Genomic DNA, 26,789 nt, shown 5'->3' with positions numbered 1-26,789 from the left:
GATAGTCCATCATCATATATGGTTAAATAAAAAAAGTAAAGAGAAACTTGAGGTGTTAAAAAATGAAATGGACCGTTTCCTGTTTGCAATTTGATATTTCATACGGAAATCCTTCAGAAAACTTTAAAAAAGCAGAATCTTTGATTGAGCAAGAAAGCCGCCATGCTGATGTAATCGTGCTTCCTGAGTTGTGGACGACCGGCTATGATCTCACACGGCTAGACCAGCTGGCGGATGAAAACGGCAAAGTTTCGGAACAATGGCTTAAAGAAACGGCAAAAACATACAACGTACACCTCGTTGCCGGATCTTTTGCGGTCAAAGAAGGCGAAAATGTCTATAACACCATGTACATCGCCGATAACAGCGGACAGATCGTGAAGCGGTATCAGAAAGCCCATCTGTTTCAGCTGATGGATGAACACCTTTACTTGGCAGCAGGAAACAGCGACGGTTCCTTTGAGCTTGACGGTGTCAAGTGCGCCGGGCTGATCTGCTATGATATCCGTTTCCCCGAATGGATCAGAAAGCATACGTCCCAGGGCGCGAATGTCCTGTTTATCTCTGCGGAATGGCCTCTGCCCCGCCTTGATCATTGGCGAAGCCTGCTTATCGCCAGAGCAATTGAAAACCAATGTTTTGTCGCAGCCTCTAACTGCACGGGGTCCAATCCCGATAATGAATTTGCCGGCCACAGCCTGATTATTGACCCGTGGGGCCGGATTTTAGCCGAAGGAGACCGGACGGAAGGCGCAGTCCGGGCGGAAATCGATGTGTCAGAAAGCGCGGACGTGCGGGGAACCATTCCGGTTTTCCAAGACTTGCGGCGTGATTTATATTAATTTTCAAAAAAATGTTGACAAGAATATCCGGCACCTGCTAATATTTTCATCAACTGATTAATCCGAATTGTGATACAAATCAATATATTTTTCTCTTATCGAGAGTTGGGCGAGGGATTGGCCTTTTGACCCCAACAGCAACCGACCGTAATTCCATTGTGAAATGGGGCGCGTACATTTTGCGCCGAGACGATTGTCTCATAAGGCACGGTGCTAATTCCATCAGATGTTATCTGAGAGATAAGAGGCGGACTGCACTGTTTCAGCCTCCTTCTCTTTCAGAGAAGGAGGCTTTTTTTCGGGCGTATTCTCCGTCACGATCTCTTACTGCCACTACATAATTGGAGGGTAAATCCATGTCAGCAACTAAAACAAGTCTTTATGAACAATTAACAGAAAGCTCCGCCGCCGGGTTAGCCGTCAAGCTCGGTTTATTCCAAAGCAAAAGCACTCTGACATGCCGTGAAATCGGCGACGGCAATTTAAATTACGTCTTTCATGTTTACGATAACGAAAACAAAAAAGGACTGATTATCAAACAGGCGATTCCTTACGCGAAAGTCGTCGGTGAAAGCTGGCCGCTTACCATTGACCGGGCGAGAATCGAAAGCAGCGCCCTCATCCGCCAGGGCGAACACGTGCCGCACCTCGTTCCGGCCGTTTACTATTCCGATACTGAAATGGCCGTCACGGTAATGGAAGACCTCTCGCATTTGCGAATTTCAAGAAAAGGGCTGCTGGAAGGGCAGCATTATCCGAACTTATCGGTTCATATCGGTGAATTTTTAGGGAAAACGCTCTTTTACTCATCCGATTATGCGCTTGATGCGAAAGTAAAGCAGCAGCTCGCAAAGCAGTTTACAAATCCTGAGCTTTGCAATATTACGGAAAGGCTTGTGTTTACAGAACCGTTTCTCGACCATGAGACAAACGATTTTGAAGAGGAGCTGCGCCCATACGCAGAAAAAGTTTGGAACAATTCCCGGCTGAAAGAAGGCGCTGACGAATTGAAAGCCATCTTTCTGAATTCCGCGGAAACATTGGTTCACGGCGATCTGCACACGGGAAGCATCTTCGCAGATGAACATGAAACAAAGGTGATTGACCCCGAGTTTGCTTTCTTCGGACCGATCGGGTTTGACATCGGCCAATTTATCGCCAATCTGCTTTTAAACGCCCTCAGCCGCGACGGTGACGACAGACAGCCGTTATATGATCATACTGCCGCCGTATGGGATACATTTGTGAAAACATTCAGTGAAGCATGGGAGAAAGACTGCTTGCCTTCCCGCAGACACCTGCTGGAAGACACACTGAAAAACGCGTTTGAGGAAGCGGTCGGTTTTGCGGGATGCGAACTGATCCGGCGCACGATCGGACTCGCTCATGTGGCTGACTTAGATGAAATCACTCCGTTTGACAAACGAATCGAACGGAAGAAGCTCGCGCTTGACATCGGCGCCTATTATATCGAAAACAGAAAAGAACTGAAGCATATCACCGAGGTTCTGGACCAATTTAAGCTCCGTGTAAAGGAATGATGCAGCATGACCAATGAATTTGCCATCCCCCGTTCTGTAGAATGGAAAGAAACCTACATCCGTATTTTAAATCAGCAAAAGCTTCCCGACGTCACTGAATATGCGGAACTTGAAACAAAGGAAGATGTATTCGACGCGATTGTCACGCTGAAAGTAAGGGGCGCCCCGGCCATCGGTATAACCGCGGCGTTCGGACTCGCGCTCTCCGCCAAGTCGTTTGAAGCCCGCGACCTTTCAGATTTCCGACGTCAGTTTGCAGATGTCAAAACGTATTTAAACAGTTCGAGGCCCACTGCCGTCAACCTCGCGTGGGCGCTTGACAGACTGACGGATTCCATCAGGGATGCGATCTCAATCAATGAAGCGAAGACAACGCTCGTTCATGAAGCCATTCAAATTCAGATTGAGGATGAAGAAACATGCCGAATGATCGGCCAGAATGCGCTGCACCTTTTTAAAAAAGGCGACCAGATCATGACCATCTGCAATGCGGGCTCGATTGCCACAAGCCGATACGGTACGGCGCTTGCCCCCTTTTACTTAGCGAAACAAAAAGATCTCGGCCTTCATATCTACGCATGTGAAACAAGACCCGTTCTCCAAGGATCACGGCTGACGGCGTGGGAGCTGATGCAGGGCGGAATTGATGTCACGCTCATTACGGACAGCATGGCCGCCCATACAATGAAGGAAAAACATATTTCTGCAGTCATTGTCGGCGCTGACAGAATTGCAAAAAACGGTGATACGGCCAACAAAATCGGAACGTACGGTCTCGCTATTTTGGCAAACGCCTTTCAAATTCCGTTTTTTGTTGCCGCACCGCTTTCGACATTTGACTTGCAGATTGAAAACGGCGATCAGATTCCGATTGAAGAAAGAGATCCGGATGAAGTCAGACAGATCTCCGGCATACGCACCGCTCCCGAGGATGTGCCGGTCTTCAATCCGGCCTTTGACATCACACCGGGCAGCCTGATTTCCGGCATTATAACCGAGAAAGGAATTGTGACCGGCTCTTACACGGAAGAAATTGAACAATTATTCGCTGACTGCCAGCTAAGCTGAAAAACCGCTGATGATATTGCCTCAGGCAATGTCAGCGGTTTTTTTGTCTGCACAATGTAATCACTTCATCTTTTTGGACGGCTGTAATGAGATGCATTTTAAAAAACAGCTCTGCATAACCGGCTATCTTTTGCGGACGGCTCATTTTCATCAGGCTTCGTCCTCCTTTTTCATCAGACCAACTTTTTTCACTTAATAAAATGATATGTCGGACGCGAAAAAACGGAACGTGCCATACGCTTTATTTTTCTTTATAGGATATTTGTTCGATGTTCAGCAGCACCGCTTTTACATCCGTCTTCGTGCCAGCGTATCCCGTTAAGGCGCTGTTTTTGCCGATTACCCGATGGCACGGGATCAAAATCGGCAGCCGGTTTCGTTTATTGGCTTGTCCGATGGCGCGCACCGCTTTCGGTTTTCCGATCGCTTCAGCCATATCGCCGTAGCTTCGGGATTCCCCGTAAGGAATCATCGTCAGCGCGTTCCATACTCTTTCCTGAAAGGGTGTGCCTTTTTGTCTCAGAGGCAGAGAGAATTGCCTTCTTTCTCCTGAAAAATATGATGTCAGCTGCTGTTTCGCCTCCGACAGCAAAGCGGTTTCGCACGGCTTTACGCCGGGCGCATCTTTCCGCCATTCCTCAAAATCTTCCCCGGTGAGAAACAGGCCGGTAATAAAGCTCTCTTCCTCTGTTACGATGACGGTTCCAAACGGTACTTTCATACTTGTAAAACAGATCATTCGCCGCTCCTTCTTTCTTCGGTATTCTGCCGGATTGGAAGCGTCAAATGAAAAACGGTGCCCTTCCCTTCTTCACTTTCCACATGAATGCGTCCCTGATGCTCTTCGATGATTTTATAGCTGACCATGAGACCGAGGCCCGTTCCCCTGTCTTTTGTCGTGTAAAATGGTTCACCCAGACGTTTTAATTTGTCTTCGGAAATGCCTGTTCCTTCATCTTGAATAGAAATCAAAATGTGGTCTTGATCAGAAGACTGAATGGTCACGTAGATATTGCCGCCGCCCGGCATGACTTCAATGGCGTTTTTTAAAATATTGATAAACACCTGTTTTAATTGATTCGGTTCACAGTAAATCGGCGGGATGTTTCCGGTCAGGTTCAGATGGATCTGCACATTGACAAGATTGGCCTGGGCATTCAAAAGATCAGCCGTGTCTTTCATAATCTGCGTCACGTCTTTTTCTTCATATAATATCGCCTGGGGTTTCGCTAAAATTAAAAATTCAGTGATGATAGACTCGATGCGTTTTAATTCTGAGGTAATGACGTTAAAGTACAGAGAATATTCGCCTTCAATGCTTCCTTGAAGAAGCTGAATGAACCCTTTCAGCGCCGTCATCGGGTTTCTGATTTCGTGGGCGATGCCCGCCGCCAGCTCCCCTACAACATGAAGAGTGTCGGATTTCCGCAGCCTCTCTTCAAGCTCTTTGGCCTCTGTGACATCTTTAAAGATGGCCAGATTCATATTTTGAATGATATTTCTTTTGAAGGAGAATTCCAGTTTGCGGCTGTCGCTGCTGCTTAACAGGAAGGGGATTTCATTATCCATTCCTTCTAAATCAATCTTTCTGGCGGGAACACCCGCGTTTTCAATATCAAATAAAGAAAGAATATCCGGAACGGTGTACGCTCTCAGCTCCTCATCCGGCATGCCGAGTATACGGCTTGCGAGAGGATTCGCGTCAATAATGCGGAATTGGTTGTCAAATAAGACCTTGCCGTCCATTGAGCCGTTGAATACTTTTCTGAATTTCAGCTCGCTTTCCCGCAATTCCTTTTCCATCCGCTTACGATCGCTGACATTTCTTAAAATGGTTAAATGCTGACCTTCAAGTATGGTTCGTTTTGATGTGAATTCCAACTCTTTAAATTGGCCGTTTGCCATCTGAAACAGCATTTCTTCACGGATTTCCCCGTATTTTTCATATTTTTTCTTAATCTGTTTGTATTTTTTCTGCGGATCAACGATAAACGTACATAAATTCGTCTCCACCAGTTTATCCATCGGCAGTTCGAAAATGCGGCACGCCGATTCGTTTGCTTTGGCAATCTTTCCGTCATCAGACCAAATGACAATCGCGTCCATTGCGTTTTCAAAAATTTCGCGGAATCGCTCTTCGCTTTTGAAAAGTTTCAATTCCATCAACCGTTTCTCTGTTATGTCCCTCATAATGGACATGTAGAACCCGCTGATTAAGTTGGACGTAATCGTAAATTCAAACAGCTTCTCTTCACCCGACCGAAGCTTGACGGGCAGTTCTCCTTTGGCGTTTCCTTTTCTGCGGAGGGTTTCCCAGATTTCTTTCAGATGCTTTTTGTTTTCTCCGTCGGTAAAATGGCGGAGCGACAGATGGGACAATTCATTCTGGCCGATCTCAAAGCTTTTGCAAAAAGAGAGGTTCGCATCAATAAACCCGCCGTCCTTATCAAACAGCACGATGCCGTCGACAGCCCTGTCAAACAAATCTTTAAACAGCTGCTCGTTCATGGAGAATTCGCGCTCTAATATTTTTTTAGAGGAGATATCCCTCATCACCACAAAAAAATAATCCTCCCCAATTCCGTCTCTGGCGAGGAATTCAATGTATTTCGTCGCGCCGCTGTCAAGCTTAATCGGCACCTCTTTCCACAGATGGCCTTTTTTAAAAAACTTTTTCACGGCCTTATTCAGTTCTTCCTGAGGCACGGAATATAAAAAATCCAGGACTGAGCGGTTAATGAGGCTCTCTGCCTCAATCTGCATCATCCGGGCCGCAGCCTCGTTCGCCTGGACGATTTTCATTTCCTTACGGCATATAAAAATGGCATCAAGCGTGTTATTCATAATCACGTGATACCGGTTCAAATCACTCTTCAGGCGGTCATTTTCCTCTTTCATCCGCTTCAGCTGCTCTTTCAGCGACTCGTTTGTTTGCAAATCCAGAGTTTCAGCCATTCAGTACACTCCTTCTTCAAAAACCTATCCTTCAATATTTCTACAAAATACCTCATCTTCCTTCATTCGCCCTATACATTTCAGAAAATTTCAATGATATGACAAGTTAAAGTCTTTTTCTACGATCCTTACCTCCCCATTACATCATCCTAACAATCCCTTTTGTCCTCCTTCAATTTTTTGTTTTTTATTTTAAAATGAACACCAACAGGAAATAATCATGCAGTGGATGATTTTTGAAGAGAAGGTGATGCTATGACAAAATCGCGAGACAGTTACTTTGACAACGCCAAGTTTATCTTGATTTTTCTGGTGGTGTTCGGCCATATCCTCCGGTCATTTATTAACGGAAATGAGTTTATGCTCCATCTCTACAAATTCATTTATACTTTTCATATGCCGGCCTTTATCCTGGTTTCCGGCTATTTCGCAAAAAACTTTAAGCGGAAAGGTTATGTGAAGAAGCTGGCTGTGAAGCTGATTATTCCGTACTTGATTTTTCAGGGCATTTACTCAGTTTTTTACTATTTGATTCAGGATGAAAGCATGGCAAGCGTCAATCCGATTGATCCGCAGTGGTCTCTCTGGTTTTTAGTCAGCTTATTCTTTTGGAATCTGCTGCTTTACCCCTTTACGAAGCTGCCGAAAATGTGGGCGCTTGGGGCGAGCTGCGGGCTTGCCGTCATGATCGGGTATCTTGATTTTATCAGCAGCACGCTGAGTCTTTCACGGACGTTTGTTTTTCTACCGATGTTTCTCGTCGGGTTTTATTTAAAGAAACGGCACTTTGATTTGCTTCGGGCTAAAAGAGGCAGGCAGATTGCCGCGGGCGTACTGGGGATTGTTTTCCTCTTATGCTGGTGTATTGATTTTGATTACTCGTGGCTGTTCGGATCGGAGCCTTATTCTACATTCGGCACAGTGTCGCTGTTGAGCGGTCTGTCGCGCATCGGCTGGTATGTTTTGGCCTTTGCCGCCACTTTCAGCTTTTTGGCGCTCGTTCCGCAAAGGCGTTATTTCTTTACGAAATGGGGTACGAGAACGTTTTACGTGTATCTGCTGCATGGATTCATTATAAAAACGCTGCGGCAGATCGGGCTTGAAGATCACTTGTCTGATTATCAGAATTTAGTCATGCTCTTAATTTTAACGGCCGCTCTTACGTCCATTCTCTCCAGCAATGCAGTGAAAACGGCCGCACAGCCGTTCATTGAGCTGCGGATAACCGGCTGGCTTGAAGCGGTGAAAGGAACAAGAAACGGTGCTTATTCGAAATAATGCAAAATACCTCTTAAGCGTTGCCGCCTAAGAGGTATTTTTTATTGTTTGCCGTCTTCTTTTTTCTTTGGCTTCGTCTGTTCAAGCGTTTCAATCCATTTTCCGGCGTTATAATCACCGAGCTCGCTTGCAAACTCTTCTTCAAGCAATTTAGGGTCCATCGGCTTTTTATGGTTTTGCATGTCTTTGCTGTGGCGGTTTTTTTTCGTCATGTTACTCGCCTCCTTGTTTGCCGTGTTTTGATTTGCGGTTTGCGCCTCTCAGTCCGGGATCACCGTCATATTGTGTTTTGTATGCATCTTTGTCCATGCTCTCAGTCGGTGTGTTGTTGTTGGTCAAAGCTTCATTCTTTGCTGCTTTGCGTTTCATTTGATTTCCTCCTTCTGTCAGCAAATCTGTTTTGAATTCATCAAGCATTTTTTTCAAGTCGCGCACTGTCACGTTTTTGGCCTCATCAATGAGTTCATAGCCGATCTGTCCGTTCGGCTCAAGCAGCACATATTTAAAATCTTGAATGTCTCCGAGGCCTTCCTGCCTGATCCTCATTGACAGCTGAGCTTCGGTAAAACGCATTTTTTTTAGGTTTTCCGGGATGACTTTTCCGTTTCTGACAACGGCGACGGTTTTTCCTGAAAATAAAAACTCAAAAAAGCTTGATTTGATTTCTAAATATTCCATCAGGATTAATACCGCAATAAAAATTGCCGCCGCGAAAATAGTTTCCCATAAATTATGTTCAATAAACGGCTGAATAATAATCGAGCCGATCGAAATCATGATGACTGTCTGGGTCACCGACAGCTGGCTGATTGATTTCCGTCCGGCAATCCGCAATAAAAAGGTACCGACCGCTATCATAACTACCGACTTCCAAAATACGGCAAACAATGACGTCACCTCTTTACAAGTAGAATCTCCAAAGAAACTGTTTCCACACATCCATTTTACGGCAATAAAAAACACCGCTTTCTGAAAAGCGGTGTCAGCCGATAATTATTCTTTCCTTCGGATAGTGATAATTTGCTTCGATTTCTTTTCGGCCGATCAGATAGAGGAACGTCAAAATGCCGATCCGGCCGATAAACATGACAATCATGATGACGCATTTTCCGATGTCGCTTAAATGCGGAGTAATCCCAAGCGACAGGCCGGTCGTTCCGAATGCGGAACACACTTCAAAAAGCAGTCCGAGCAGCGTCTGATTTTTCTCGGTCACGGCCAGAATCAGCGTCGATCCGAACACGAGCAGAATCGCCATCATCGTAACGACCAGCGACTTCATGACATCAGCCTGGTGAAGCTCGCGTTTAAAGACCTTGACCGCTTTATTCCCCCGGGCAAAATGAAACAGGGCAAGTAGGTTAAGCGCAAATGTCGTCGTACGGATTCCGCCGCCGACCGAGCTCGGTGATGCGCCGATAAACATGAGGGCACAGATGAAAAATAATGTCGGCGCCGACAGCTGGCTGATATCAATTGTCGCAAGCCCGCCGCTTCGCGTAGCGGTTGATTGAAAGAGACATAAAAATAAAACATCATGCCAGCTTTTCCCCTTCATGACATGGCTTGCTTCAAGCGCGTAAATGCCCACGGCTCCGAACAAAACGAGCATTCCGAACGTAACGGTCGTAATTTTCGTAAACAGCGTGAATGAGTATCTGCGCTGTTTTGAAAACAAAAAGTCCTTTACTTCTACGAGCACCGGAAAACCGATCGCACCGAAAATAATCAGAAGCATCGTAATAAACTGCACGAAATAGTCATGTCTGAACGGGACGAGTGAATTTCCCGTAATATCAAAACCGCCGTTTGTCGTGGCGCTGACGCTCGCAAAGAATCCGTGCAAGTACGCCTGTTCAAACGAATCATAATACGTTAAAAAATATGTTCCTAAGATGATGCCGCCTAAAAACTCGATTAATAAAATCAAAAACAGCACTTGCTTCATCAGGTTGACGATACCGGAAAACTGCGATTGATTCTGATCCACCATGATGAGCTTCCGTTCCCGCAGACCGATCCGTTTGCCCATAATGAGCCAGACGAATGTTCCGAGCGTCATGATGCCGATTCCGCCGAATTGAAGCACGAAAGCCAAAATGACAATCCCGGCCGTGCTGAATGTGTCAGCCGTGTTGACGACCGTTAAACCGGTGACACTGACTGAGCTGACAGCCGTAAACAGCGCGTCTATAAACGACCAGCTGGCCCCTTGTTTGTGGGCGGCCGGCAGACTTAGCAAAATAAATGCCACCGTCACAGCAAGAAAATAATATAATGCAATCAGCTGTGCTGGCGACAAGATCTGTATGAATTTCTTCAGTTTTAATTTCATAAGATAGTTCCTTCTGCCTCTCAAATGTAGTACGTAATTATTCTAATGATATTGGGAGAATTTTTAAAGGTCTTTTTAGAAAGATTTTTCATTACCTTATGTAATTTGCCGATCTTTAAACAAAAAACCTCTGAAACGAGGGACTGACCCCATAATATGAGACAAACAAAAAACACCTTCAAGTTTGAAAACGGATCGTTGTTATCCGAAATTAGACTTGGAGGTGTTTTTCTATGAGGGCAAGAGTGAGTTATCCGGTTGAAGTCAAACAGAAGGCTGTAGAAATGAGATTGGCGGGCGTGCCTGTGAAGGAGATCATGCAGGAATTGAATATAAAGAATAAGACGCAGGTGCAGACATGGGTCAGGTGGTATAAAGCTGGGGACACACATCGATTCGAACAACCTGTCGGAAAGCAATATTCTTATGGAAAAGGTCCAGAGTATTCTTCCGAATTAGAGAAACTGCAGGCAGAAAATCGTTATCTGAGACAACAGAATGAAGTGTTAAAAAAGTACAACGAATTGGAAAGGAAGCTGATAGCGAAACGCCAGTCGAGCTTGTAGAAGCATTGCGCAGCACAATGACCATAAAGGATATCTGTATTCATTTAGGTATCTCTCGAGCGTCTTATTATCGTTGGAAGAATAATCTGATGAAGGATCATCCCAAGCGCCATTTGGAAAAACAAATCGGCACGTTGTGCCGAGAGCACAAGTATCGATATGGATATCGAAAAATCACAGCCATACTAAAAAAGAGAATGTGTATTAACCATAAAACGGTTCAACGTATTATGCAGAAGAATCAATGGCAGTGTCGGGTTAAGGTGAAAAAGCGCAAGAAGGATGGGCAGCCATATGCCGTGGCCGAGAATATATTGGATCGGAACTTTCAGTCTGATCGCCCTCTGGAAAAGCTAGTAACGGATATCACATATTTGCCTTATGGGCAGAAACAATTGTATCTTTCCAGTATATTGGATTTATACAATGGAGAAGTGATTGCTTTTACGATTGGCGATAGACAGGACACAGACTTTGTCTTACACACACTTGATCAGCTGCCCGCACTGCCAGAGAACTGTGTGTTACATAGTGACCAAGGTTCTGTTTATACATCTTATGAGTATCAGAAAGCTGTTAAAACAAAAGGCATTACCATGAGCATGTCCCGCAAAGGGACGCCCGCTGATAATGCCTCCATCGAATCGTTTCATTCCTCACTAAAGTCTGAAACGTTCTACCTCGACAGGTTGGAAAGCACTACGACGACCATCGTAGAACAAACTGTCGAAACCTATATACACTATTATAACAACATTCGTATTCAAACGAAACTAAACAACCAGCCGCCGGTAACATACCGACAGCTGGCTGCTTAAAGGTGTTTTGATCCCTGTCTCAAAAACGGGGGTCAGTCCCACGATTGTCAGAGGTTTTGTTGATTATTTTGCTTCCAGCCTGCGGATGCGCTCATCGAGATCAGGGTGTGTGGAGAACAGTGACGAATGCTTTTTGCCGTTAATTTTTAACGTCTGCACCGCCGTCTGGTCCTCTTCATTCACATGTCCTGTATAAGACTTCAGCGTACGCAGGGCGTGAATCATTTTATCCTTGCCGGCAAGGTCTGCACCGCCGCGGTCAGCGTGAAACTCTCTGTGGCGCGAGTAGGCGAAGACGACAAGACTGCCGAGAATGGAAAAGATAATCTGAAACACGATCATCGCGATAAAATGAACGACCGGCGCGAGGTCTTCTTTGACAAAGCGGCTTGCAACCCAAGCCGCGATTCGGGAAAGGAATACGACGAACGTATTGACGATTCCCTGCAGCAGCGTCATCGTGACCATATCACCGTTTGTGATGTGTGCGACTTCATGGGCAAGAACCCCTTCCACCGCAGCATCATCCATCTGCTGCAATAAACCTGAAGAAACCGCGACAAGCGAACGGCGCTTAGAAGGTCCGGTCGCAAAAGCATTGACCTCCGGGGAATGATAAATGCCGACTTCAGGCATTTTCGTCATCCCTGCGGCACGGGCCAATCTGTGCACACGGTCAACCAATTGCTGTTCTTCATAGCTGAGCGACTGTTTCTTCGGATTTAACACCCGGACGCCCATCATCGTTTTGGCCATCCATCTGGACATTCCGAGAGAAATAAAAGAACCGACAAAACCGACGACAAGACTGAACACGAGCAATGCCATCAGATCAATGCGGCCATTTTGTATATACGAGCCGACACCGGTAACGCTTGTAATAATCGTAAGCACAATTCCGATTGTCGTAATGACCAAAAGGTTCGTTAAAATAAACAGAAATATTCTTTTCGCCATAATTACCTCCGTCTTTTTTAAGATCAAAAGAACTTATTTACTTAAATTATAAATGATCTGTTTGAAAATGCAACAATTTCGACGTATGATGTTAATGTAATTCTCAGTGATATTAAAAAGTGAACACGTAATCAATCAGAGGTGAACCATGAACACGTTTAAACTGACCCGAACTGATATGGTCCGGCTTCTTTACGCGCTAAAAGGCCAAGGAGACGCAACCCCTCTCCAAATCTTATTGCAGTCAGCGGATATGACCTTGGATGAGGCGGAAAGCCGTCTGCATATCCCTGAATTTCTGACGAGATTCGAACGAAAAAAAGAGAAAAAGGAATACGGGCTTTCAACTAACGAGATTGTCGAGCTGGGAAATCTGTGCGAGCTGACGTCTTTAAAATCAACCGCCGTCCAAAACTGGGTGAAGCGCGATATTAAAGATTTAATCGGCCACCCCTTACTCGGCAAAAAATATACAATTGAACAAGCTGTCATCCTTCTCATTGTACGTGATTTAAAATCAATTTATGACTTCGAACATATACGCGGCATATTAAAAATCGCTTTTAACACGATCACAGACAGATCAGACGACGTCATCAGCCCGATCAGCTACTATGAAAGCTGCGCCCAAGTGATTGATTATCTTCATCATAAGGCAAACCCGCCGATGAAGGAAACGAGCCTGCAGGAGCTCGTCGAAGAGCAGACGGACAAGCTCAAAGGCTGCTTTAAAGAACTCGGAAGCGGACAATGGAACAATATCAGATCCATAATCGCCGTCACGGTGCTCTCCGTTTTGACTTTCCATATTCAAGCCTCAGCCTACAAAATGACCAGCCATTTATTATAATTCATAACGCTTCTTCGCCCCGGTGTCTGCGCCGGGGTTTTTTTGCTGTACAACAATTGCCAGCATAATCAATACCGTTCCGTTTGAAACTAAAACGCGAAAACACATCTTGCCAGAGAAAAGGAGATGAAAAAGATGGCGAGCAGAAATAAACTCTTAGTTCCAGGGGCTGAGCAGGCACTTGACCAATTTAAATACGAAGTGGCTCAAGAATTCGGCGTGAACCTTAGCTCTGATACAGCAGCACGCGCAAACGGCTCTGTAGGCGGGGAAATGACAAAACGTCTTGTACAGCAGGCTCAATCACAATTAAACGGGAAAAATCAATAATGCAGCTTATTCGCCGGGACTTCTCGGCGAATTTTGATATTTATCGGCATTCTCCTTTCCGTGCCGGTAGCCGTTCGGATTCCTTCGGTCTGACGAATCTTCATGATGCCGATAGGATTCCCAATGTTCATTGCGATCATGATTCCAGTAATGATTGTAATACTTTTGCTTAGGCTCTTTGTCATTTCCGTTTTCCTGAGGATTTTGTGTTGGGGGCTGCTCTGTTTCCCCATCTTGTTCCTTCTGTGTGTTTTCCTCTGATCCGGAAGCTGCATTTTTTTCGGTTTGCTGATTGCCGTCCTGACTGTCCGGCTTCGCTTCTTCCGTACCGGGCGTTGTTTCATTGTTTCCCGGCTTCTCTGCTGCCTTTTCTTCATCAGGAGCTGTCTTTTCATCAGCCGCCGGCTTTTCTGTGTCCGGCTGCTCGCTTTGATCAGCGTCTGTTTCGGTATCTTTTTGATCTGTTTCATTGCCGTCGGTTTGCTTTTCAGGCTGTTTTTCTTCTGTTTTCTTTTCGTTTCTTCTTATGTAGCTGCCTGTTGACATCCCTTCCTGTTTTGCTTTTTCTCTTGTTTCCATATCAGATTCAAGCGATTGGACCTGGTAGGTGCCCTTATATTTTTCAGTCATGTCGGCCAGCTGTTTTTTAACGCCTTTTTTATATGTATTGTCATCTGTATTTTCATAAACCGTGGAAATTAAAATCTCTTTTGATTCCTTTACATATCCATGCTTGCTGCAATCGGTAATAATATTACTGATGACTTCCTTAAAATCGCTGCTTTTCCAATCTCCGATGTCACTGATGACCTGTTTGGCGTCATGGTTCAGCGGTGTCAGTTCAATGACTTCATATTTGCTGTTTAAAGCCATTTCAATGCTGGGATTAATGTCAAGCGTCATATACGCGTAAGCTTTGTTATCAGAAAAAACCGGGAGCAAAATTAAAATAAACAAAATAATAGCAGTCATCGTAAACACTCCCAATTTAAAAGGGCGCAGTTTCAGAAAATCAAAAAAGCTGGCCCTTCTTCCCATACGCGTTTCGCCTTCGAACGTAATTTCCTCTCCGATTTCACAAGTGCGGTGATCATTTTTTGTTTTTAAAAATTGTCCGTCAGGGGTTAGCAACGTGACGAATTTTTTATTTTTCTCTACTATGATCCCTCTTCTCATGAGTGCAACACCCCTTTAAGATAATCTTTTAAATAAATATAATCACCGGTAATAATAATACTCATGGCGATGATATATTTTCGGTTCCGTTCGATCGTTTTTCTGCTGACCGACACGAGCTGCTCCAGCTGCTTGACAGGAAGCTGTTTTTTCTGGTGCAAAATGGACGCCAGCTCTTCATTTTCAACAAGCGTGTAGGCTACCTTAATCGCATTCTGCCTCGCATCTGTATGCTTCGGCGATTGTTCCAGCAGCTCTTTAAAAGACAGGCCGTATTCTTTCAGCTGCTTCTGAAAAAAAAGAATTTCTTCCCGGCGCTGTTCCTGTTCTATCTGTTTGCGGTATTCATCAATGGAAAGCTCCGCTTCGATAAGGCTCTGCGAAGATTCCTGGTCGTCGCCTTCCTGCACATCCATATTGATATGCTGAGCGGTTCTTGCTTCTTTTCTGATATAATCTATCACTTTTCTTTTTATAATCAGCTCTGCAAATGCAAGCAGCGAATTACCTTTTTCAGCCGAATATTTTTCAATGGCTTCGTTAAACGCGATCAGCCCGATGCTGAATTCGTCGTCTTTTTCATCTATATATCGTTTACAAACGGATGAAACCGTCTTCGCGATAAAAGGCTTATATTGCTGTATTAAATCGTTCTGCAGATCTTTGTCGCCTTTTTGTATTTTTTCAACAGATGTTTCAAGCGTTTGCTTCTTTTTTCCCAATTTAAACAAAAGGCTAAGCACTGGTTTCACCTCAGTTCCTCCCTATAACTACTCATAATCATAGCTAATTTAGTAGGGATTCGCAAAGGAAGAAAAAGAGAAATCGATTTCATTTGTCTCAATTATGACAAGCCAATAAGACGTACTATACATGATTTCGTGCCCCCATGCAGAATTAAGGGGGTTTTCTCTGTGTTTTTTGTAACAATGCTGTTATAAAATTGTTATCATATGTCTTAAATGTAAGCGTTTCAAACAAAAAAGGGAACCTGCTTTTTAAAAAGCCAGACTCCCTTTTTGATCATTTTACGCGTGTTCTCTTTTTTCCGATTCCGCGCCAGACTCTATTTGTTTTGCTCCTGACATAAACCATCCGCAAACCGCAATGGCAGCCAGAACCGCCCAGAAAATGATTTTCCAGGCCGCCGAATGGATGACATCTGCCGGAATTATACCGAGTTCCTCATGGGCCAATGTATAAAGAGCGAGCTTCACGCCTACCCATCCGACAATCACAAATGCCGCCGTTTCAAGGCCCGGCCTGGTTTTTAGTAAGGATACGAACATTGATGCCGCAAAACGCATAATAATTAAACCGATTACGCCGCCGGCTAAAATAACGAGAAACTGACCGCCGTCCAAGCCGCCGATGGCAGGAAGCTGAGTTCCCGGGAGCGTTACGGCAAGCGCGACCGCCGCTAAAATGGAATCAACGGCAAAAGCGATGTCCGCGAGCTCCACTTTCAAGACAGTCTGCCAAAACCCGCTTTCTTTCTGCATTTTTTGACCGGCGTTATCTTTAAATACATACCGCTTCAGCAAATGGCTGACCGCAATGTAAAACAGATATAAAGCGCCGACGGCCTGGACCTGCCAAACATTCACCAGAAAAGAAATGGCGAACAGCGACCCGAAACGCAAAATAAATGCGCCCGCCAATCCGTAAAATAAAGCCTTCTTCCTTTGTTTTTCAGGAAGATGCTTCACCATCACAGCCATCACCAGCGCGTTATCCGCCGCCAAAATCCCTTCCAGCCCGATTAAAACGAGAAGAACCCATCCATACTCCAATAATAATGCAAAGTCCAATCCATTCCCTCCGTTTCTTTTTTCTATCATCCGAGCTTATACCGGCGGTTTTTTACGCAAAAAAGACCTTTGCCGATATAAGGCAAAGGTCTTGCTAGACATGAATGATTGGCATGCCAACAAAGCCGATGGATATGATCCATGAATTGACGACTTTGTTTCCGGAATATCCGGACGCTACTCCCCTTTGGGATTTCAAGAAATATTTGTTTATACGCTCATGATAAAGCCTGTTTCATCATTTGTCAACGCTTAACTTTTTTAACAAATTGAGAAATTTTTTCTGTTTTGGCCCGCTGTTTTCTTCTCTTTAAAAACATCCAAAGAATGAGAAGCAACACAATGAATATACCGAGCGGCAGCATATATTGATCGAGAATGGAACCGACGCTTTTCCAATTTTCCCCGAGTTTCATTCCGAGGTATACGTAAGCAAATGTAATCGGCAGCATCGCTGCATATGTATATAGAGAGAACACCCAGACATTCATCTTCGCAATGCCGCACGGTAAAGAAATCAGCGTCCTGACCCCCGGTATAAAACGGCCGCTGAACGCGACCAAACCTCCGTGCTTCTGAAAGAAATCATCTGATTTCTGCAGGGATTCGGGTTTTATCCATATATACTTTCCATATTTCAGCAAAAACGGCCGACCGCCCAGCCTGCCGATTCCATATAAGACAAGCGGACCTGAAACACCGCCGAGCGAACCGGCAAACACGGTCCCGGCAAGCGTCATATCCCCTTTTGAGACCCAATAGCCCGCAAGCGGAAGAACAATTTCCGCCGGGATGAATTCTATACTGAGCGCCAAAAAAATTCCGGCGTAAGATAAACTTTTAAACGCTTCAATTATTGATATGATGAAATCTTCGATGATCTATCACTCCCGGCTTACGTCTATATTCCGAAACTTAAGAATGATTTTAACACAAAACCTTGAGTCTGAAATATCTTTTAGACATGCCCGTTATAAATGTGAGTCGTTTCAGATCGGTATAGCGGGAGGGAATGACATGCGCAATACAACGTCCCGCCTGTCTCCTGATTGCTTGTCTGGCGGCGTTTACATCACTTAAGATCTCCGGAAAAGTAAGCGGCGGCTGAACGCGAATTCAGTTCATATGGGAGCGGGAAATTCTCTCAGTCACTACATGGGAATGCGTAGGCATTTCCCGGGGAATGATTTTGTATAATCTTTTTGATTACCACTGATGATTTTCAGGGACTTCAGCGCTTTAAAGAACTTACCGATTCACTGATTGTAAATAAAGAATTCATTTGCTTTTCAGCCGACCATTTCCGCCTGAGGAAATGGAACAGCCGCTCCATGAAGCGCCGCAACATCCATAAGTTGCTACACATGGAACGGACCCGTTTATCCACAATAAAGACAAAAAGGAGTTTTTATTCATGCACACGATGTGGAAGGGTTCGATCAGTTTCGGCCTCGTCAATATCCCGGTCAAGCTCTTTGCGGCCACTGAAGATAAAGATATAAAATTCCGCAGTCTTCATAAAGAAGACCATGCGCCGATTAAATACGAAAAAATCTGCACCGGATGTGAAAAGAGTCTGGAACCTGATGAAATCGTGAAAGGCTATGAGTATGTAAAAGGGAAATACGTCATTATGACAGACGAAGACTTGAAAGACGTAAAACAGGAACATGAAGAAAAAGCGGTTGAGATTGTTGACTTTGTCCAGCTGCAGGAAATTGATCCGATTTATTTTAACCGGTCATATTATGTCGGGCCGGGAGATAACGGCACAAAAGCCTATACACTTCTGCGGGAAGCGCTGAGGACGACGGGTAAAATCGGGATTGCCTCCATTACGATCCGCTCTAAACAGCAGCTTGCGATTCTTCGCGTGTATGACAACTGCATCGTGATGGAATCCATTCATTATCCGGATGAAGTCAGAAATGCCGGACATGTGCCGGGCGTTCCCGAGCAGACAGCCGTTAATGAAAAAGAGCTGCAGACGGCGATTACGTTAATTAATGAGCTGACAACCGAGTTTGACCCGGAACAATACGAAGATACGTACCGGAAAGCCCTTCTCGCTAAAATTAACGATAAGCTCGAACATGAAGAAGCGGGCGTGACACCGGCTGCTGCCGGCCCGCGCGAAGATGTCATCGATCTTGTCAGCGCGCTTCAGGCAAGCATTGACCGGACGAAGCGGCCGGATCGAGAACAGACTGCACCGGCGCGGACAAAAGACGCCGCGTCAGCAGGCGGCGGAGGCAAAAAGCAGAAGACGACCAGACAAAAAGCCGGAACGTCTTAATCATGGTGCTGACGATGCAGCCGATTTTGACCTCTGTACCGCCTGAAGGCAGTGAGTGGCGCTATGAGGTAAAGTATGACGGATTCCGCTGTCTTCTCCGCATAGACGAAAGCGGCGTTACATTAACCAGCAGAAACGGACAGACGCTGACGAATCAATTTCCGGAAATCACGGCTTTTGCGGCCCGGTGTTTTCAGCACATGAAAGACAGGTTCCCCATTACGCTTGACGGAGAGCTTGTCTATTTAATCAATCCGTACAGAGCGGACTTTGAGCATCTTCAAATCCGCGGACGTTTAAAACGGACGGAAGCAATTGAAAGCACCGCTGATAGACGGCCGTGCCGCTTTCTGGCATTTGATCTCCTCGTTCTGGAAGGCGCCGGCACCGTCTCATTACCGTATGTGAAACGGAAGCGTGCCCTTTCCAAACTGCTTAAAGAAGCAAATCTTCCCGCCTGCCCTCATCACTTAGCGGAAGAAGCGATTCAATACATTCCGGAACACACTGACTTTGATGCGCTTTGGGACAAGGTCGTCCGCCATGACGGAGAAGGTATCGTAGCAAAAAGGGCTTCCAGCGGCTGGGCGGAAAATAAACGGTCTCCCGACTGGCAAAAGTATAAACATATGAAAACGGCACATGTGCTATTAACCGGGTTTAATCCGAAGAACGGGTATGTAACGGCCTCTGTTTTAAAAGACGGCACCGCCGTCCCGATCGCGTCCGTTTCCCACGGCATGCGGGCGGAAGAAAAAAACGCCGTCAGAACCATTATGGAGACCCACGGAAAAAAACAAAAAAGCGGCGAGTATACACTTGAGCCTTCTATCTGCATGACCGTGCAGTATTTAACCATATTGCAGGACACGCTGCGTGAAGTATCTTTTGTGTCTTTTCAGTTTGAAATGGATTGGACGGAATGCACGTATCAGCAGCTTATCCTCCGCTCTAAAACGCTGCCGCCGAAGCTGCAGTTCACAAGCCTGGATAAGATTGTTTTTAAAAAACGTGAAAAAACGAAAGCAGATTTCCTTAGTTATATGGTAAAAATGAGCGATTTTCTGATGCCCTTTCTTAAAGATCGGGCCGTCACGGTGATCCGTTATCCGCACGGCGCGCCTGGCGAATCTTTTTTTCAAAAAAACAAACCGGACTACACGCCGGACTTTGTCTCAAGCGTGTTTGACGGGAGCCATGAGCACATCGTATGCAGCAGCATACCGTCACTTTTATGGCTGGCTAATCAGCTGGCGCTTGAATTTCACGTTCCGTTTCAGACAGTGCATTCTGAAAGGCCCGCAGAGATTGTCATTGATCTTGATCCTCCGTCAAGGAATGATTTTCCTATGGCAGTGGAGGCTGCGCATGTGCTGAAACAGCTGTTTGACTCATTCAGCATTACGTCATTCCCGAAGCTCTCCGGAAATAAAGGCATTCAGCTCTACATCCCGCTTTCACCGGAAGCATTCACCTATGAAGAAACCCGTGCGTTCACAATGCTCATCGCCGATTATTGCGTCAGGACGCGGCCGGATCTTTTTACGACAGAGCGGTTTATCAAAAACCGAAACGGCAGGCTCTACCTAGATTACTTGCAGCATGCCGAAGGGAAAACCATTATCGCCCCCTATTCGACCCGGGGCAACGAATTGGGAACGGTTGCGGCTCCCCTTTATTGGAGCGAAGTCAACTCCTCTTTAACACCTGATGATTATACGATCGATACAGTAGTGAACCGCGTCAGGACAGAGGGAGATCCGTTTTATGATTTTTACCGGAATCCGCAGGACGGCCCGCTTTCAATCGTGCTTGAGCAAATCAAGAGAAAGAGCTGACGCTTTTTGTCAGCTCTTTTCAGTCTGATACGTGCACATCAATTTTTCTTTGGAAATAAATAAATAGCAGGAGTAAGGAATGTTTTTGAGGGTGAGCTGTTTTGCAGTAAAGTATAAAATCGGAATATGGGCCGCTTTCTTAAACAGCCTGTAGCAGCCGCTGGACGGTTTTATCACATCAAAACCGAGTCTCGCCGCTCCTTTATGAAGCATTGTAATGCCGACGACTCCCTTAATCTCGTCTTTCCGTTTATGCTGGTTAATATAATCCGCTAAATGAGGCATGGATTGATATACCTTCTGATATAGCATAATCCCCCTTCTGACCGCGCTTTCAATAGGCTGCAGCTCTTTCAGGAGTTTGACATTATGAAGATGAATCTTAACTAACACGTCGTTTTTTTTAATTCTGGTTCCGTCGCTCAGGATGACTTCTTTTCCTTTATATCTAGTCAAACGGACGCGGAATACATTCGATTGCCGTTTATCAATCAGCGTCAGCCGGGTAAAGAAGAAATAAAGCGGATCAAGTAAGTACCATATAGACAGCAGACAGCTTCTCACATGTTCACCTTCTTTATAATCAAAGCACCCTCATATTTTGGCATGGGGCATGTCACATTATGATTGGTAAATAATGATGCCGACCTGTATCAGCTTATGCAAAAACCGCTTCAGGCTCTACTGTCCGGAACAGAAAAAAAACACTCTTCGTGAAGAAGAGTGTCTGTATCCGCTTTCTTTTAACGGAAAAGCAAATGCTGGCTGTGAATGCCCGCTTTTTTCAGTAAGGCTATCAGCTGTTCCTGTTCTTCAGGCATAAGTCCTGAAAACGCTCTCGCAATTCTCAATGAATGAATCGGATAAATTTTATCCAAATACTCGTTTCCTTTATCAGTTAAATGGGCGTAAACAGACCGTTTGTCCTTAGGGTCTTGTTCTCTGACCAAAAACCCGTTTCTTTCAAGCTTGTCGATGACATAGGTGACATTCCCGCTGACAAGCAAAAGACGCGACCCGATTTGCTGAAGCTTTTGCGGCCCTCTCGTATAGAGCAGCTCCAAAACGGCAAATTCAGTCGGATTAAAACCGTGTTCTTTACTGTCGCGGATGCTGTGTTCAGACACACTCTTGAAAGCCCTTGCAAAAACTTTGTACAAATTCATCGAACGCATCACTTCTTCTTCGTTAAATGATAATCTCATCATATCTACCCCGTATTTAAGATTTTTATAAAAAAATAATGTAAACCCTTACAATTCATAAGAGTCGATCTTTGTTTTATATTCTATTCGTGCCGTTTTTCAGAATTCCTTCTTTTTTATATAAAAAAATACCCTTATACATCATTTAATTTGTATAAGGGTTCCGTTCTTTATAGGGAATGTTCCGAAAAAAATACGCGTATTCCTTTCTCAGCTCCGTAATTGTCATGGAATTGAGTATTTCTTCCGTATAGACTCCGATCTGCAGAAGCTTTTTGGAATAATGGTTTCTCTCTTTGTCCAATGCATTTTGAAGCAAACGACTCATGGCAGCCTCCTTTGTTTTCCGCTATTCTATGATCAGAATAACGCTTTTATATCAAAGACGTATAAAGCCATTGTAAAACTTCTGTAGATTATGATGTTTTTCGGTAAAGTCCGTTCTGAACGGCTCTGAGCAGCGGAAAAGCGTGTTCCCCGGCAATCTGCATGAACGCCTCCAGCATTTCATCACGTTTCATATCTAATTCAATGATTTCTTTTGCCAGCGAAACCGCTTTTTCTTTCTCCATTCCTATCCTTCCTCCTCATTGTGTCTGTACAGTAAGCATAAAACGGGGCACAGGACCATGCATTAACCTTGTCAATTTTTCTGCCGCTTTTTTTCTAAAATTTTCTATTCCGCGTCAGAAAACCTGACAAGCGTCAGGTTTTTTCTCTTTTTTTCTTATATAATATGAGTAAAAGACATCCAGGGGTGGGAAAATGACGACAGACGAACAATCTTACAAAGATAAAAAAGTAATCTCGATCGGCATTGTAAGCGAATTAACCGGATTGTCAGTCAGACAGATCAGATACTATGAAGAACGGAAATTAATCTATCCGCAGCGTTCATCACGGGGAACGAGAAAGTATTCCTTCGCGGACGTTGAGCGGCTGATGGATATTGCCAACAAGCGGGAAGACGGCGTGCAGACGGCTGAAATTTTAAAAGACATGCGAAAAAAAGAACAGGCTCTCAAAAACGACCCGCAGCTCCGCAAAAAAATGCTGGAAGGACAGCTTAATGCTCATTTTAAGTATAAAAACCGCTGATCAAAAAAGTCCGCCTCCTGTGAGACGGACTTTTTTTATAAAGCATGAAGAAATGCAGTTGCAATGCCGAAATAAATTAATAAGGACAAAATATCGTTCAGCGTCGTAATCAGCGGTCCTGATGCAATCGCCGGGTCAATGTTCAGTTTATGAAGAATAATAGGGACGATCGTTCCGGCCATCGTACCGATAATCAACGTTGCAAGCAGCGATGAACCGACGACAAAACCGAGCGTTAAGTCTTTCTGCCAGACGGTTGCGACAATCGTAATCGCGATCGCACAGACGATGCCGATGTAGATACCGGTTCTTAATTCACGGAAAATCAGTTTAAAGATGGTTTTTTTATTCATTTCTTCTTTAGCCAGTCCTCTGATGACGACGGCGAGTGACTGTGTGCCTGTATTACCCGTCGTTCCCGCGATCATCGGCATGAAAAACGCGAGGGCGACGACTTTTTGCAATGTATCTTCAAAATAATTCAGAATGCTTCCGGAAATCAATCCGATAAACAAAAGCAGAATGAGCCACGGCAAACGGCGGTACGCCGCAACGTACGCTTTCGTATCAAATGTAATCGCCTTACCGGAGGCTGCGAATTTTTCGTAATCTTCATCGGCTTCTTTAATCACGACGTCAATAATATCATCGACAGTGACAATACCGACAAGCACATGATTTTCTTCCACGATCGGAATGGCTAAAAAGTCATACCGCTGGATCAGCCGGGCGACTTCTTCCTGGTCTTGGAGCACCCCGGCCGAGATGACACGCGTAAACATGAGATCCTGCACTTTATCCTCAGGCTCGCCGAGAATTAAATCTCTGTAAGAGAGCACTCCGACAAGCTGCTTGCTGTCATTAATTACGTACAAATAATTTATTGATTCTGCGATTTCTGCAAAGCTTTTCAGCTTCACAACCGCATCTTTTACTGTATAATGCTGCGGAATCCAGACGAAGCGGTTCGTCATCATCCGTCCCGCCGATTCTTGCGGATAGTTCATCAAAAGCTGCACGGCCTTTGATTCCTCAGCCTCCATGCTGGATAAAAGCTGTTCTTTCAGTTCTTCATCCATCTCTTCCAGCAATGCGGCGAGATCGTCGTTATCCATTTTATTCATTGCGAGAGTGGCTTTCGTTTTACCGACTTTATGCAAAACGGCAAGCTGAAATTCCCGCTCCAGCTCTCCGATCATGTCGGTGATGTCATCAACCGTCATATATGACAGATAGCGGGCCCGGTGCTTTTCCGGCATTTCTTTAAACAAAAATGCCATGTCATAGGGCTGAAGCTCATCTATCATGTTTCGGAATTCTTTTATTTTTCCGTCCCGCAATAAAATAATTATGCGTAATATGAGTTCGTCATAGGTCATGTTTTGGACCATCGGGACTCGTACCTCCTTTACGGAGACGCGCCGTCCGTCAAGGGAAGTGCGGCGGTTTGTCTCCTCATCATGTCGTCACTGGTTATCTGGCTGTATATGGGTACTTCTTCTGACATACTCGAATGGGGAGAATCCATACTCCGCACCTCCTTATCATGCTCAGTCGTGTACGTTTTGAGGCATAAAAAAAACCTTCTGATATGAAGGCGAAAACAAGCACGGCAAATAAACGTGCGGGGCCTCCAATCGTAGAGCTTTAGCACTGTATGGCATAGGACAGCCATCCAGCTGCGTTAAGAATCACCTTATGTCGATGATTCCTGTTGACCCATTGGCGTCTTTGGACATTTTTGGGCAGCAGCGTATCTCCATACAGGAGCCTCACCTAACGAAGTTCTTATTTGAATTGACACACTGAGATTACAGAAAAAAAAGGAATGTGTCAACCTTAAATTTGTGATTTCAGCACATGCCTATAAAATAAACGGAATAAAGGCATAAAGCCCTTATTCCGGCAAATCGCTTTCATCCTCTTCTGAAAGGAAATGATAGGATTCATGCAGCATGAGCGCGTACTCCCCTTCTTTTGTCGGATGCGGTACATACTCAGCCTCGTTGATATACTGCTCTTCCCTTTTCTTCATATGACAGACCTCCTGTTCAATTTTAGATTGTCCAAAAGAAGACCCGTTATCATAGAAAAGAAAAAATCACTTGCAGAGCAGGACATGCAGCTATATTTTTCGGATCGTGAAAAAGTTCCTAAGCAGCCACGGGCCCGGTTTGAAACCGAGCGTTAATTGCCACGCGCCGATCGCCTGCAGTCCGAACTCCCGAACGAGAACCATTTTTTCACTCATGCTCCGCACATCCTCAAACCACACTTCATGCGTTCTTCCATTTTCATCAGTATACCGGAAGTAAGGGGAACGCTCCTGCTGGGAATAACGGATCACTGATTGATGCTTCATGGCCGTTTCCATGGCGCGCTGATTGGAGATGGCGGATCCGATCGTTCCGGGACGGTACGGAATCACCCAATCATACCCGTACAGCGGAACACCGAGAATCACTTTTCTTCTCGGCACCCTGCTGATGGCAAAATTGATCGTTTGCCTGACCTCTGTCAAAGGCGCCACGGGTCCCGGCTCACTGCCGGCGTGGTGCCAGTCGTACGCCATAATGAACATATAATCGACGACGGTTCCGATTCCGCCGTAATCATATCCCCTCAGCCACGGCACTGCATCACTTGTTTTCGCCGGAACCGATATCGTTAACGCGAGCTGATGCTCTGAAAGCCGGGTTTTTAACTGCCGGAGAAATCCTGTGAAGAGGTCCCTGTCAGCTTCTCTGACCCGTTCAAAATCGATATTTACACCGCCGTACCCCTTTCTTACGGTTAAGGAGACGATATTGTTGACGAGATTCGTCCTTGCCGTCGGATTTTGCAGCACTTGATGGGCTAATTCCGGACTGAATCCCCCTTCTGTCAGATTCGTAATGACGGCAAGCGGGCGCACTCTGTTCTGCCATGTGGTTTCTATTGCGGTTCTGTCGTTTAAATCGTTAATGATATCTCCGTTCGGGCCAAAATGATATTCAAACAAAGAAATCGCCGAAGAATACGGCGCAAAATCATTAATTAACTCTCTATCCGCTTCAGGCGTCCGTATGACATAAAATTGCAGGGTGCCCGCAAGATAGTTAGAGATATCAGGGATCTTCACTTTCATACCCGCCCGCAGCCGGTTCGGCGGAATATCCGGGTTTGCCTGCATCAGCTGCATCTGCGGCACATAAGCCTTACCTGCGATAACGGCATACGTATCATTCGGCTGAACCGTATATTCATTAAGAGGGATTAAAAGCGCCTGCCCCGGAACGATATTCGTTTCCTCAAGCCCGTTGACGCTTCTGATGCTGTCAACAGGGTATCCGTACTTTCTGCTGATGGAAAATAACGAGTCACCAGACTGCACTGTATGAACAAACATAGATGTCCTCCGTTTCCTTTTGATCAAAAGGGCTCTTCTTATCTTTATGAATGATCATCCGGTCCGATTCCAAACTCTGTTCGGAGAAAGGCTGTTTACAAATCAGACATGATCAACTATGATGATGTCATCATAAAAAACTGTATAGGAAACGCACTAGGGGTGCTGTTATCGGCTGAGATAAAACATGCGGCAGGCGTGTTTTGATCCCTTATAACCCGATCTGGATAATACCAGCGTGGGGAAGTGCAGATTGACCGGAGCGCAGGGTTTTTCCCCATGCGTTTTCGTTCTGCTGCTGCATATTCCCTCGGATATGCAGTTTTTTATTTTTCATTAAAAAACGGGGGAGGACACCGCAATATGAAACTGAATATAAACCGCCTGTAAAATCAACTCTTTCATACATACGACTATCCGATAAGAAAGCAGGAGAT

Annotated in this window: 27 protein-coding genes, 1 pseudogene and 3 riboswitches; of the genes and pseudogenes, 10 read left to right on the top strand and 18 right to left on the bottom strand. The window is 45.1% G+C overall.

What is annotated here, in order from left to right; genetic code table 11:
• Positions 1 to 62 precede the first annotated feature (62 nt).
• From NYE28_RS06895 to mtnA, 3 genes are all read left to right on the top strand, one after another.
• Positions 63 to 842 (top strand): carbon-nitrogen family hydrolase, encoded by a 780-nt coding sequence (locus NYE28_RS06895; protein WP_015239733.1) that lies wholly within the window; start codon positions 63 to 65, stop codon positions 840 to 842.
• A 92-nt stretch (positions 843 to 934) separates the two neighbouring features.
• Positions 935 to 1,089, top strand: a riboswitch (SAM riboswitch).
• A gap of 109 nt (positions 1,090 to 1,198) precedes the next feature.
• A complete protein-coding gene (mtnK, locus tag NYE28_RS06890; RefSeq protein WP_124934915.1) occupies positions 1,199 to 2,383 on the top strand; it encodes an S-methyl-5-thioribose kinase in 1,185 nt (394 codons plus the stop codon).
• 6 nt (positions 2,384 to 2,389) lie between these two features.
• Positions 2,390 to 3,451 carry an S-methyl-5-thioribose-1-phosphate isomerase gene (mtnA, locus tag NYE28_RS06885; RefSeq protein ID WP_052827356.1) on the top strand — a complete coding sequence of 354 codons (1,062 nt, stop codon included), beginning with the start codon at positions 2,390 to 2,392 and terminating at the stop codon, positions 3,449 to 3,451.
• 31 nt (positions 3,452 to 3,482) lie between these two features.
• Here mtnA and NYE28_RS06880 read toward each other — a convergent pair whose 3' ends face one another.
• The 3 genes from NYE28_RS06880 to NYE28_RS06870 form a co-directional block, all read right to left on the bottom strand.
• Positions 3,483 to 3,602, bottom strand: coding sequence for a hypothetical protein (locus tag NYE28_RS06880; RefSeq protein WP_007408472.1), 120 nt, complete (start codon positions 3,600 to 3,602; stop codon positions 3,483 to 3,485).
• Between the two features lie 90 nt (positions 3,603 to 3,692).
• Positions 3,693 to 4,190, bottom strand: coding sequence for a methylated-DNA--[protein]-cysteine S-methyltransferase (locus tag NYE28_RS06875; RefSeq protein WP_342490343.1), 498 nt, complete (start codon positions 4,188 to 4,190; stop codon positions 3,693 to 3,695).
• Positions 4,187 to 6,406 (bottom strand): PAS domain-containing sensor histidine kinase, encoded by a 2,220-nt coding sequence (locus NYE28_RS06870; RefSeq protein ID WP_124693072.1) that lies wholly within the window; start codon positions 6,404 to 6,406, stop codon positions 4,187 to 4,189. The genes NYE28_RS06875 and NYE28_RS06870 overlap by 4 nt, the downstream gene beginning before the upstream one ends.
• A gap of 255 nt (positions 6,407 to 6,661) precedes the next feature.
• Here NYE28_RS06870 and NYE28_RS06865 point away from each other — a divergent pair, with 255 nt between their 5' ends.
• A complete protein-coding gene (locus NYE28_RS06865; protein WP_337681108.1) occupies positions 6,662 to 7,684 on the top strand; it encodes an acyltransferase family protein in 1,023 nt (340 codons plus the stop codon).
• 41 nt (positions 7,685 to 7,725) lie between these two features.
• On the opposite strand, the gene NYE28_RS06860 is transcribed toward NYE28_RS06865, so the two are convergent.
• From NYE28_RS06860 to NYE28_RS06850, 3 genes are all read right to left on the bottom strand, one after another.
• Entirely contained in the window at positions 7,726 to 7,896 is a 171-nt protein-coding gene (locus tag NYE28_RS06860) for a hypothetical protein (protein ID WP_007610936.1), read from the bottom strand.
• Position 7,897: 1 nt separating this feature from the next.
• A complete protein-coding gene (locus tag NYE28_RS06855) occupies positions 7,898 to 8,572 on the bottom strand; it encodes a YetF domain-containing protein (protein WP_041482012.1) in 675 nt (224 codons plus the stop codon).
• Positions 8,573 to 8,666: 94 nt separating this feature from the next.
• The gene (locus NYE28_RS06850) at positions 8,667 to 10,019 is read right to left on the bottom strand and encodes a TrkH family potassium uptake protein (protein WP_060561776.1); all 1,353 of its coding nucleotides are present in this window, start codon (positions 10,017 to 10,019) and stop codon (positions 8,667 to 8,669) included.
• A gap of 233 nt (positions 10,020 to 10,252) precedes the next feature.
• On the opposite strand from NYE28_RS06850, the gene NYE28_RS06845 reads away from it, so the two are divergent.
• Positions 10,253 to 11,403, top strand: a protein-coding gene (locus NYE28_RS06845) for an IS3 family transposase (RefSeq protein ID WP_160223007.1) whose coding sequence is annotated in 2 segments (ribosomal slippage) — positions 10,253 to 10,526 and positions 10,526 to 11,403 — 1,152 coding nt in all. Because the reading frame shifts where the segments join, the coding sequence is not laid out codon by codon here.
• Positions 11,404 to 11,466: 63 nt separating this feature from the next.
• Here NYE28_RS06845 and htpX read toward each other — a convergent pair.
• A complete protein-coding gene (gene htpX, locus NYE28_RS06840; RefSeq protein ID WP_025284642.1) occupies positions 11,467 to 12,360 on the bottom strand; it encodes a protease HtpX in 894 nt (297 codons plus the stop codon).
• A gap of 148 nt (positions 12,361 to 12,508) precedes the next feature.
• On the opposite strand from htpX, the gene NYE28_RS06835 reads away from it, so the two are divergent.
• Together NYE28_RS06835 and NYE28_RS06830 are read left to right on the top strand one after the other, a co-directional pair.
• Positions 12,509 to 13,210 (top strand): DUF1836 domain-containing protein, encoded by a 702-nt coding sequence (locus tag NYE28_RS06835; RefSeq protein ID WP_007407208.1) that lies wholly within the window; start codon positions 12,509 to 12,511, stop codon positions 13,208 to 13,210.
• Between the two features lie 135 nt (positions 13,211 to 13,345).
• Positions 13,346 to 13,540, top strand: a complete 195-nt coding sequence (locus NYE28_RS06830) for an alpha/beta-type small acid-soluble spore protein (RefSeq protein WP_003154717.1) — start codon at positions 13,346 to 13,348, stop codon at positions 13,538 to 13,540.
• 6 nt (positions 13,541 to 13,546) lie between these two features.
• Here NYE28_RS06830 and NYE28_RS06825 read toward each other — a convergent pair whose 3' ends face one another.
• The 4 genes and pseudogenes from NYE28_RS06825 to NYE28_RS06810 all read right to left on the bottom strand — a co-directional run bounded on the left by NYE28_RS06825 (position 13,547) and on the right by NYE28_RS06810 (position 17,342).
• On the bottom strand, positions 13,547 to 14,716 hold the full coding sequence (locus NYE28_RS06825) for an anti-sigma factor domain-containing protein (RefSeq protein ID WP_007407209.1): 1,170 nt from the start codon (positions 14,714 to 14,716) through the stop codon (positions 13,547 to 13,549).
• Positions 14,713 to 15,468: an RNA polymerase sigma factor SigI gene (sigI, locus tag NYE28_RS06820; protein ID WP_003154719.1), complete on the bottom strand. Its 756-nt coding sequence runs from the start codon at positions 15,466 to 15,468 to the stop codon at positions 14,713 to 14,715. Before sigI ends, NYE28_RS06825 begins: the two co-directional genes overlap by 4 nt.
• A gap of 276 nt (positions 15,469 to 15,744) precedes the next feature.
• Positions 15,745 to 16,642 (bottom strand): annotated as a pseudogene (locus tag NYE28_RS06815) (TerC family protein).
• Positions 16,643 to 16,772: 130 nt separating this feature from the next.
• A complete protein-coding gene (locus NYE28_RS06810) occupies positions 16,773 to 17,342 on the bottom strand; it encodes a DedA family protein (protein ID WP_007407212.1) in 570 nt (189 codons plus the stop codon).
• A gap of 599 nt (positions 17,343 to 17,941) precedes the next feature.
• Here NYE28_RS06810 and NYE28_RS06805 point away from each other — a divergent pair.
• Both NYE28_RS06805 and NYE28_RS06800 read left to right on the top strand, forming a co-directional pair.
• Entirely contained in the window at positions 17,942 to 18,823 is an 882-nt protein-coding gene (locus NYE28_RS06805) for a Ku protein (RefSeq protein WP_060561780.1), read from the top strand.
• Between the two features lie 2 nt (positions 18,824 to 18,825).
• Positions 18,826 to 20,661 carry a DNA ligase D gene (locus NYE28_RS06800; RefSeq protein WP_337681395.1) on the top strand — a complete coding sequence of 612 codons (1,836 nt, stop codon included), beginning with the start codon at positions 18,826 to 18,828 and terminating at the stop codon, positions 20,659 to 20,661.
• Positions 20,662 to 20,670: 9 nt separating this feature from the next.
• Here the strand turns inward: NYE28_RS06800 and NYE28_RS06795 are convergent, their stop codons facing one another.
• From NYE28_RS06795 to NYE28_RS06780, 4 genes are all read right to left on the bottom strand, one after another.
• On the bottom strand, positions 20,671 to 21,225 hold the full coding sequence (locus NYE28_RS06795; RefSeq protein ID WP_007407215.1) for a hypothetical protein: 555 nt from the start codon (positions 21,223 to 21,225) through the stop codon (positions 20,671 to 20,673).
• A gap of 179 nt (positions 21,226 to 21,404) precedes the next feature.
• Positions 21,405 to 21,869 (bottom strand): MarR family transcriptional regulator, encoded by a 465-nt coding sequence (locus NYE28_RS06790; protein WP_007610911.1) that lies wholly within the window; start codon positions 21,867 to 21,869, stop codon positions 21,405 to 21,407.
• Between the two features lie 142 nt (positions 21,870 to 22,011).
• Positions 22,012 to 22,194, bottom strand: coding sequence for a stress protein (locus NYE28_RS06785; RefSeq protein ID WP_337681396.1), 183 nt, complete (start codon positions 22,192 to 22,194; stop codon positions 22,012 to 22,014).
• 88 nt (positions 22,195 to 22,282) lie between these two features.
• The gene (locus tag NYE28_RS06780; protein ID WP_099566684.1) at positions 22,283 to 22,438 is read right to left on the bottom strand and encodes a hypothetical protein; all 156 of its coding nucleotides are present in this window, start codon (positions 22,436 to 22,438) and stop codon (positions 22,283 to 22,285) included.
• A gap of 193 nt (positions 22,439 to 22,631) precedes the next feature.
• Between NYE28_RS06780 and tnrA the strand changes: the two genes are divergently transcribed.
• Entirely contained in the window at positions 22,632 to 22,964 is a 333-nt protein-coding gene (gene tnrA, locus NYE28_RS06775; protein WP_003154734.1) for a MerR family transcriptional regulator TnrA, read from the top strand.
• 35 nt (positions 22,965 to 22,999) lie between these two features.
• Here tnrA and mgtE read toward each other — a convergent pair whose 3' ends face one another.
• The 3 genes from mgtE to NYE28_RS06760 form a co-directional block, all read right to left on the bottom strand.
• Positions 23,000 to 24,355, bottom strand: coding sequence for a magnesium transporter (gene mgtE, locus NYE28_RS06770; protein ID WP_012117400.1), 1,356 nt, complete (start codon positions 24,353 to 24,355; stop codon positions 23,000 to 23,002).
• A gap of 234 nt (positions 24,356 to 24,589) precedes the next feature.
• Positions 24,590 to 24,755: riboswitch (M-box (ykoK) riboswitch) on the bottom strand.
• 106 nt (positions 24,756 to 24,861) lie between these two features.
• Positions 24,862 to 24,999: a transcriptional regulator SplA domain-containing protein gene (locus tag NYE28_RS06765; protein WP_003154740.1), complete on the bottom strand. Its 138-nt coding sequence runs from the start codon at positions 24,997 to 24,999 to the stop codon at positions 24,862 to 24,864.
• A gap of 90 nt (positions 25,000 to 25,089) precedes the next feature.
• Positions 25,090 to 26,352, bottom strand: coding sequence for a glycoside hydrolase family 18 protein (locus NYE28_RS06760; RefSeq protein ID WP_015239721.1), 1,263 nt, complete (start codon positions 26,350 to 26,352; stop codon positions 25,090 to 25,092).
• Between the two features lie 148 nt (positions 26,353 to 26,500).
• A riboswitch (TPP riboswitch) is annotated at positions 26,501 to 26,614 on the top strand.
• Positions 26,615 to 26,789 lie beyond the last annotated feature (175 nt).

This window comes from Bacillus sp. FSL R5-0443 (assembly GCF_038608285.1).
Lineage (GTDB): Bacteria > Bacillota > Bacilli > Bacillales > Bacillaceae > Bacillus > Bacillus velezensis.
Note: the sequence above shows the minus strand (reverse complement) of the source record. Positions and strands in the feature narration are given on the sequence as shown.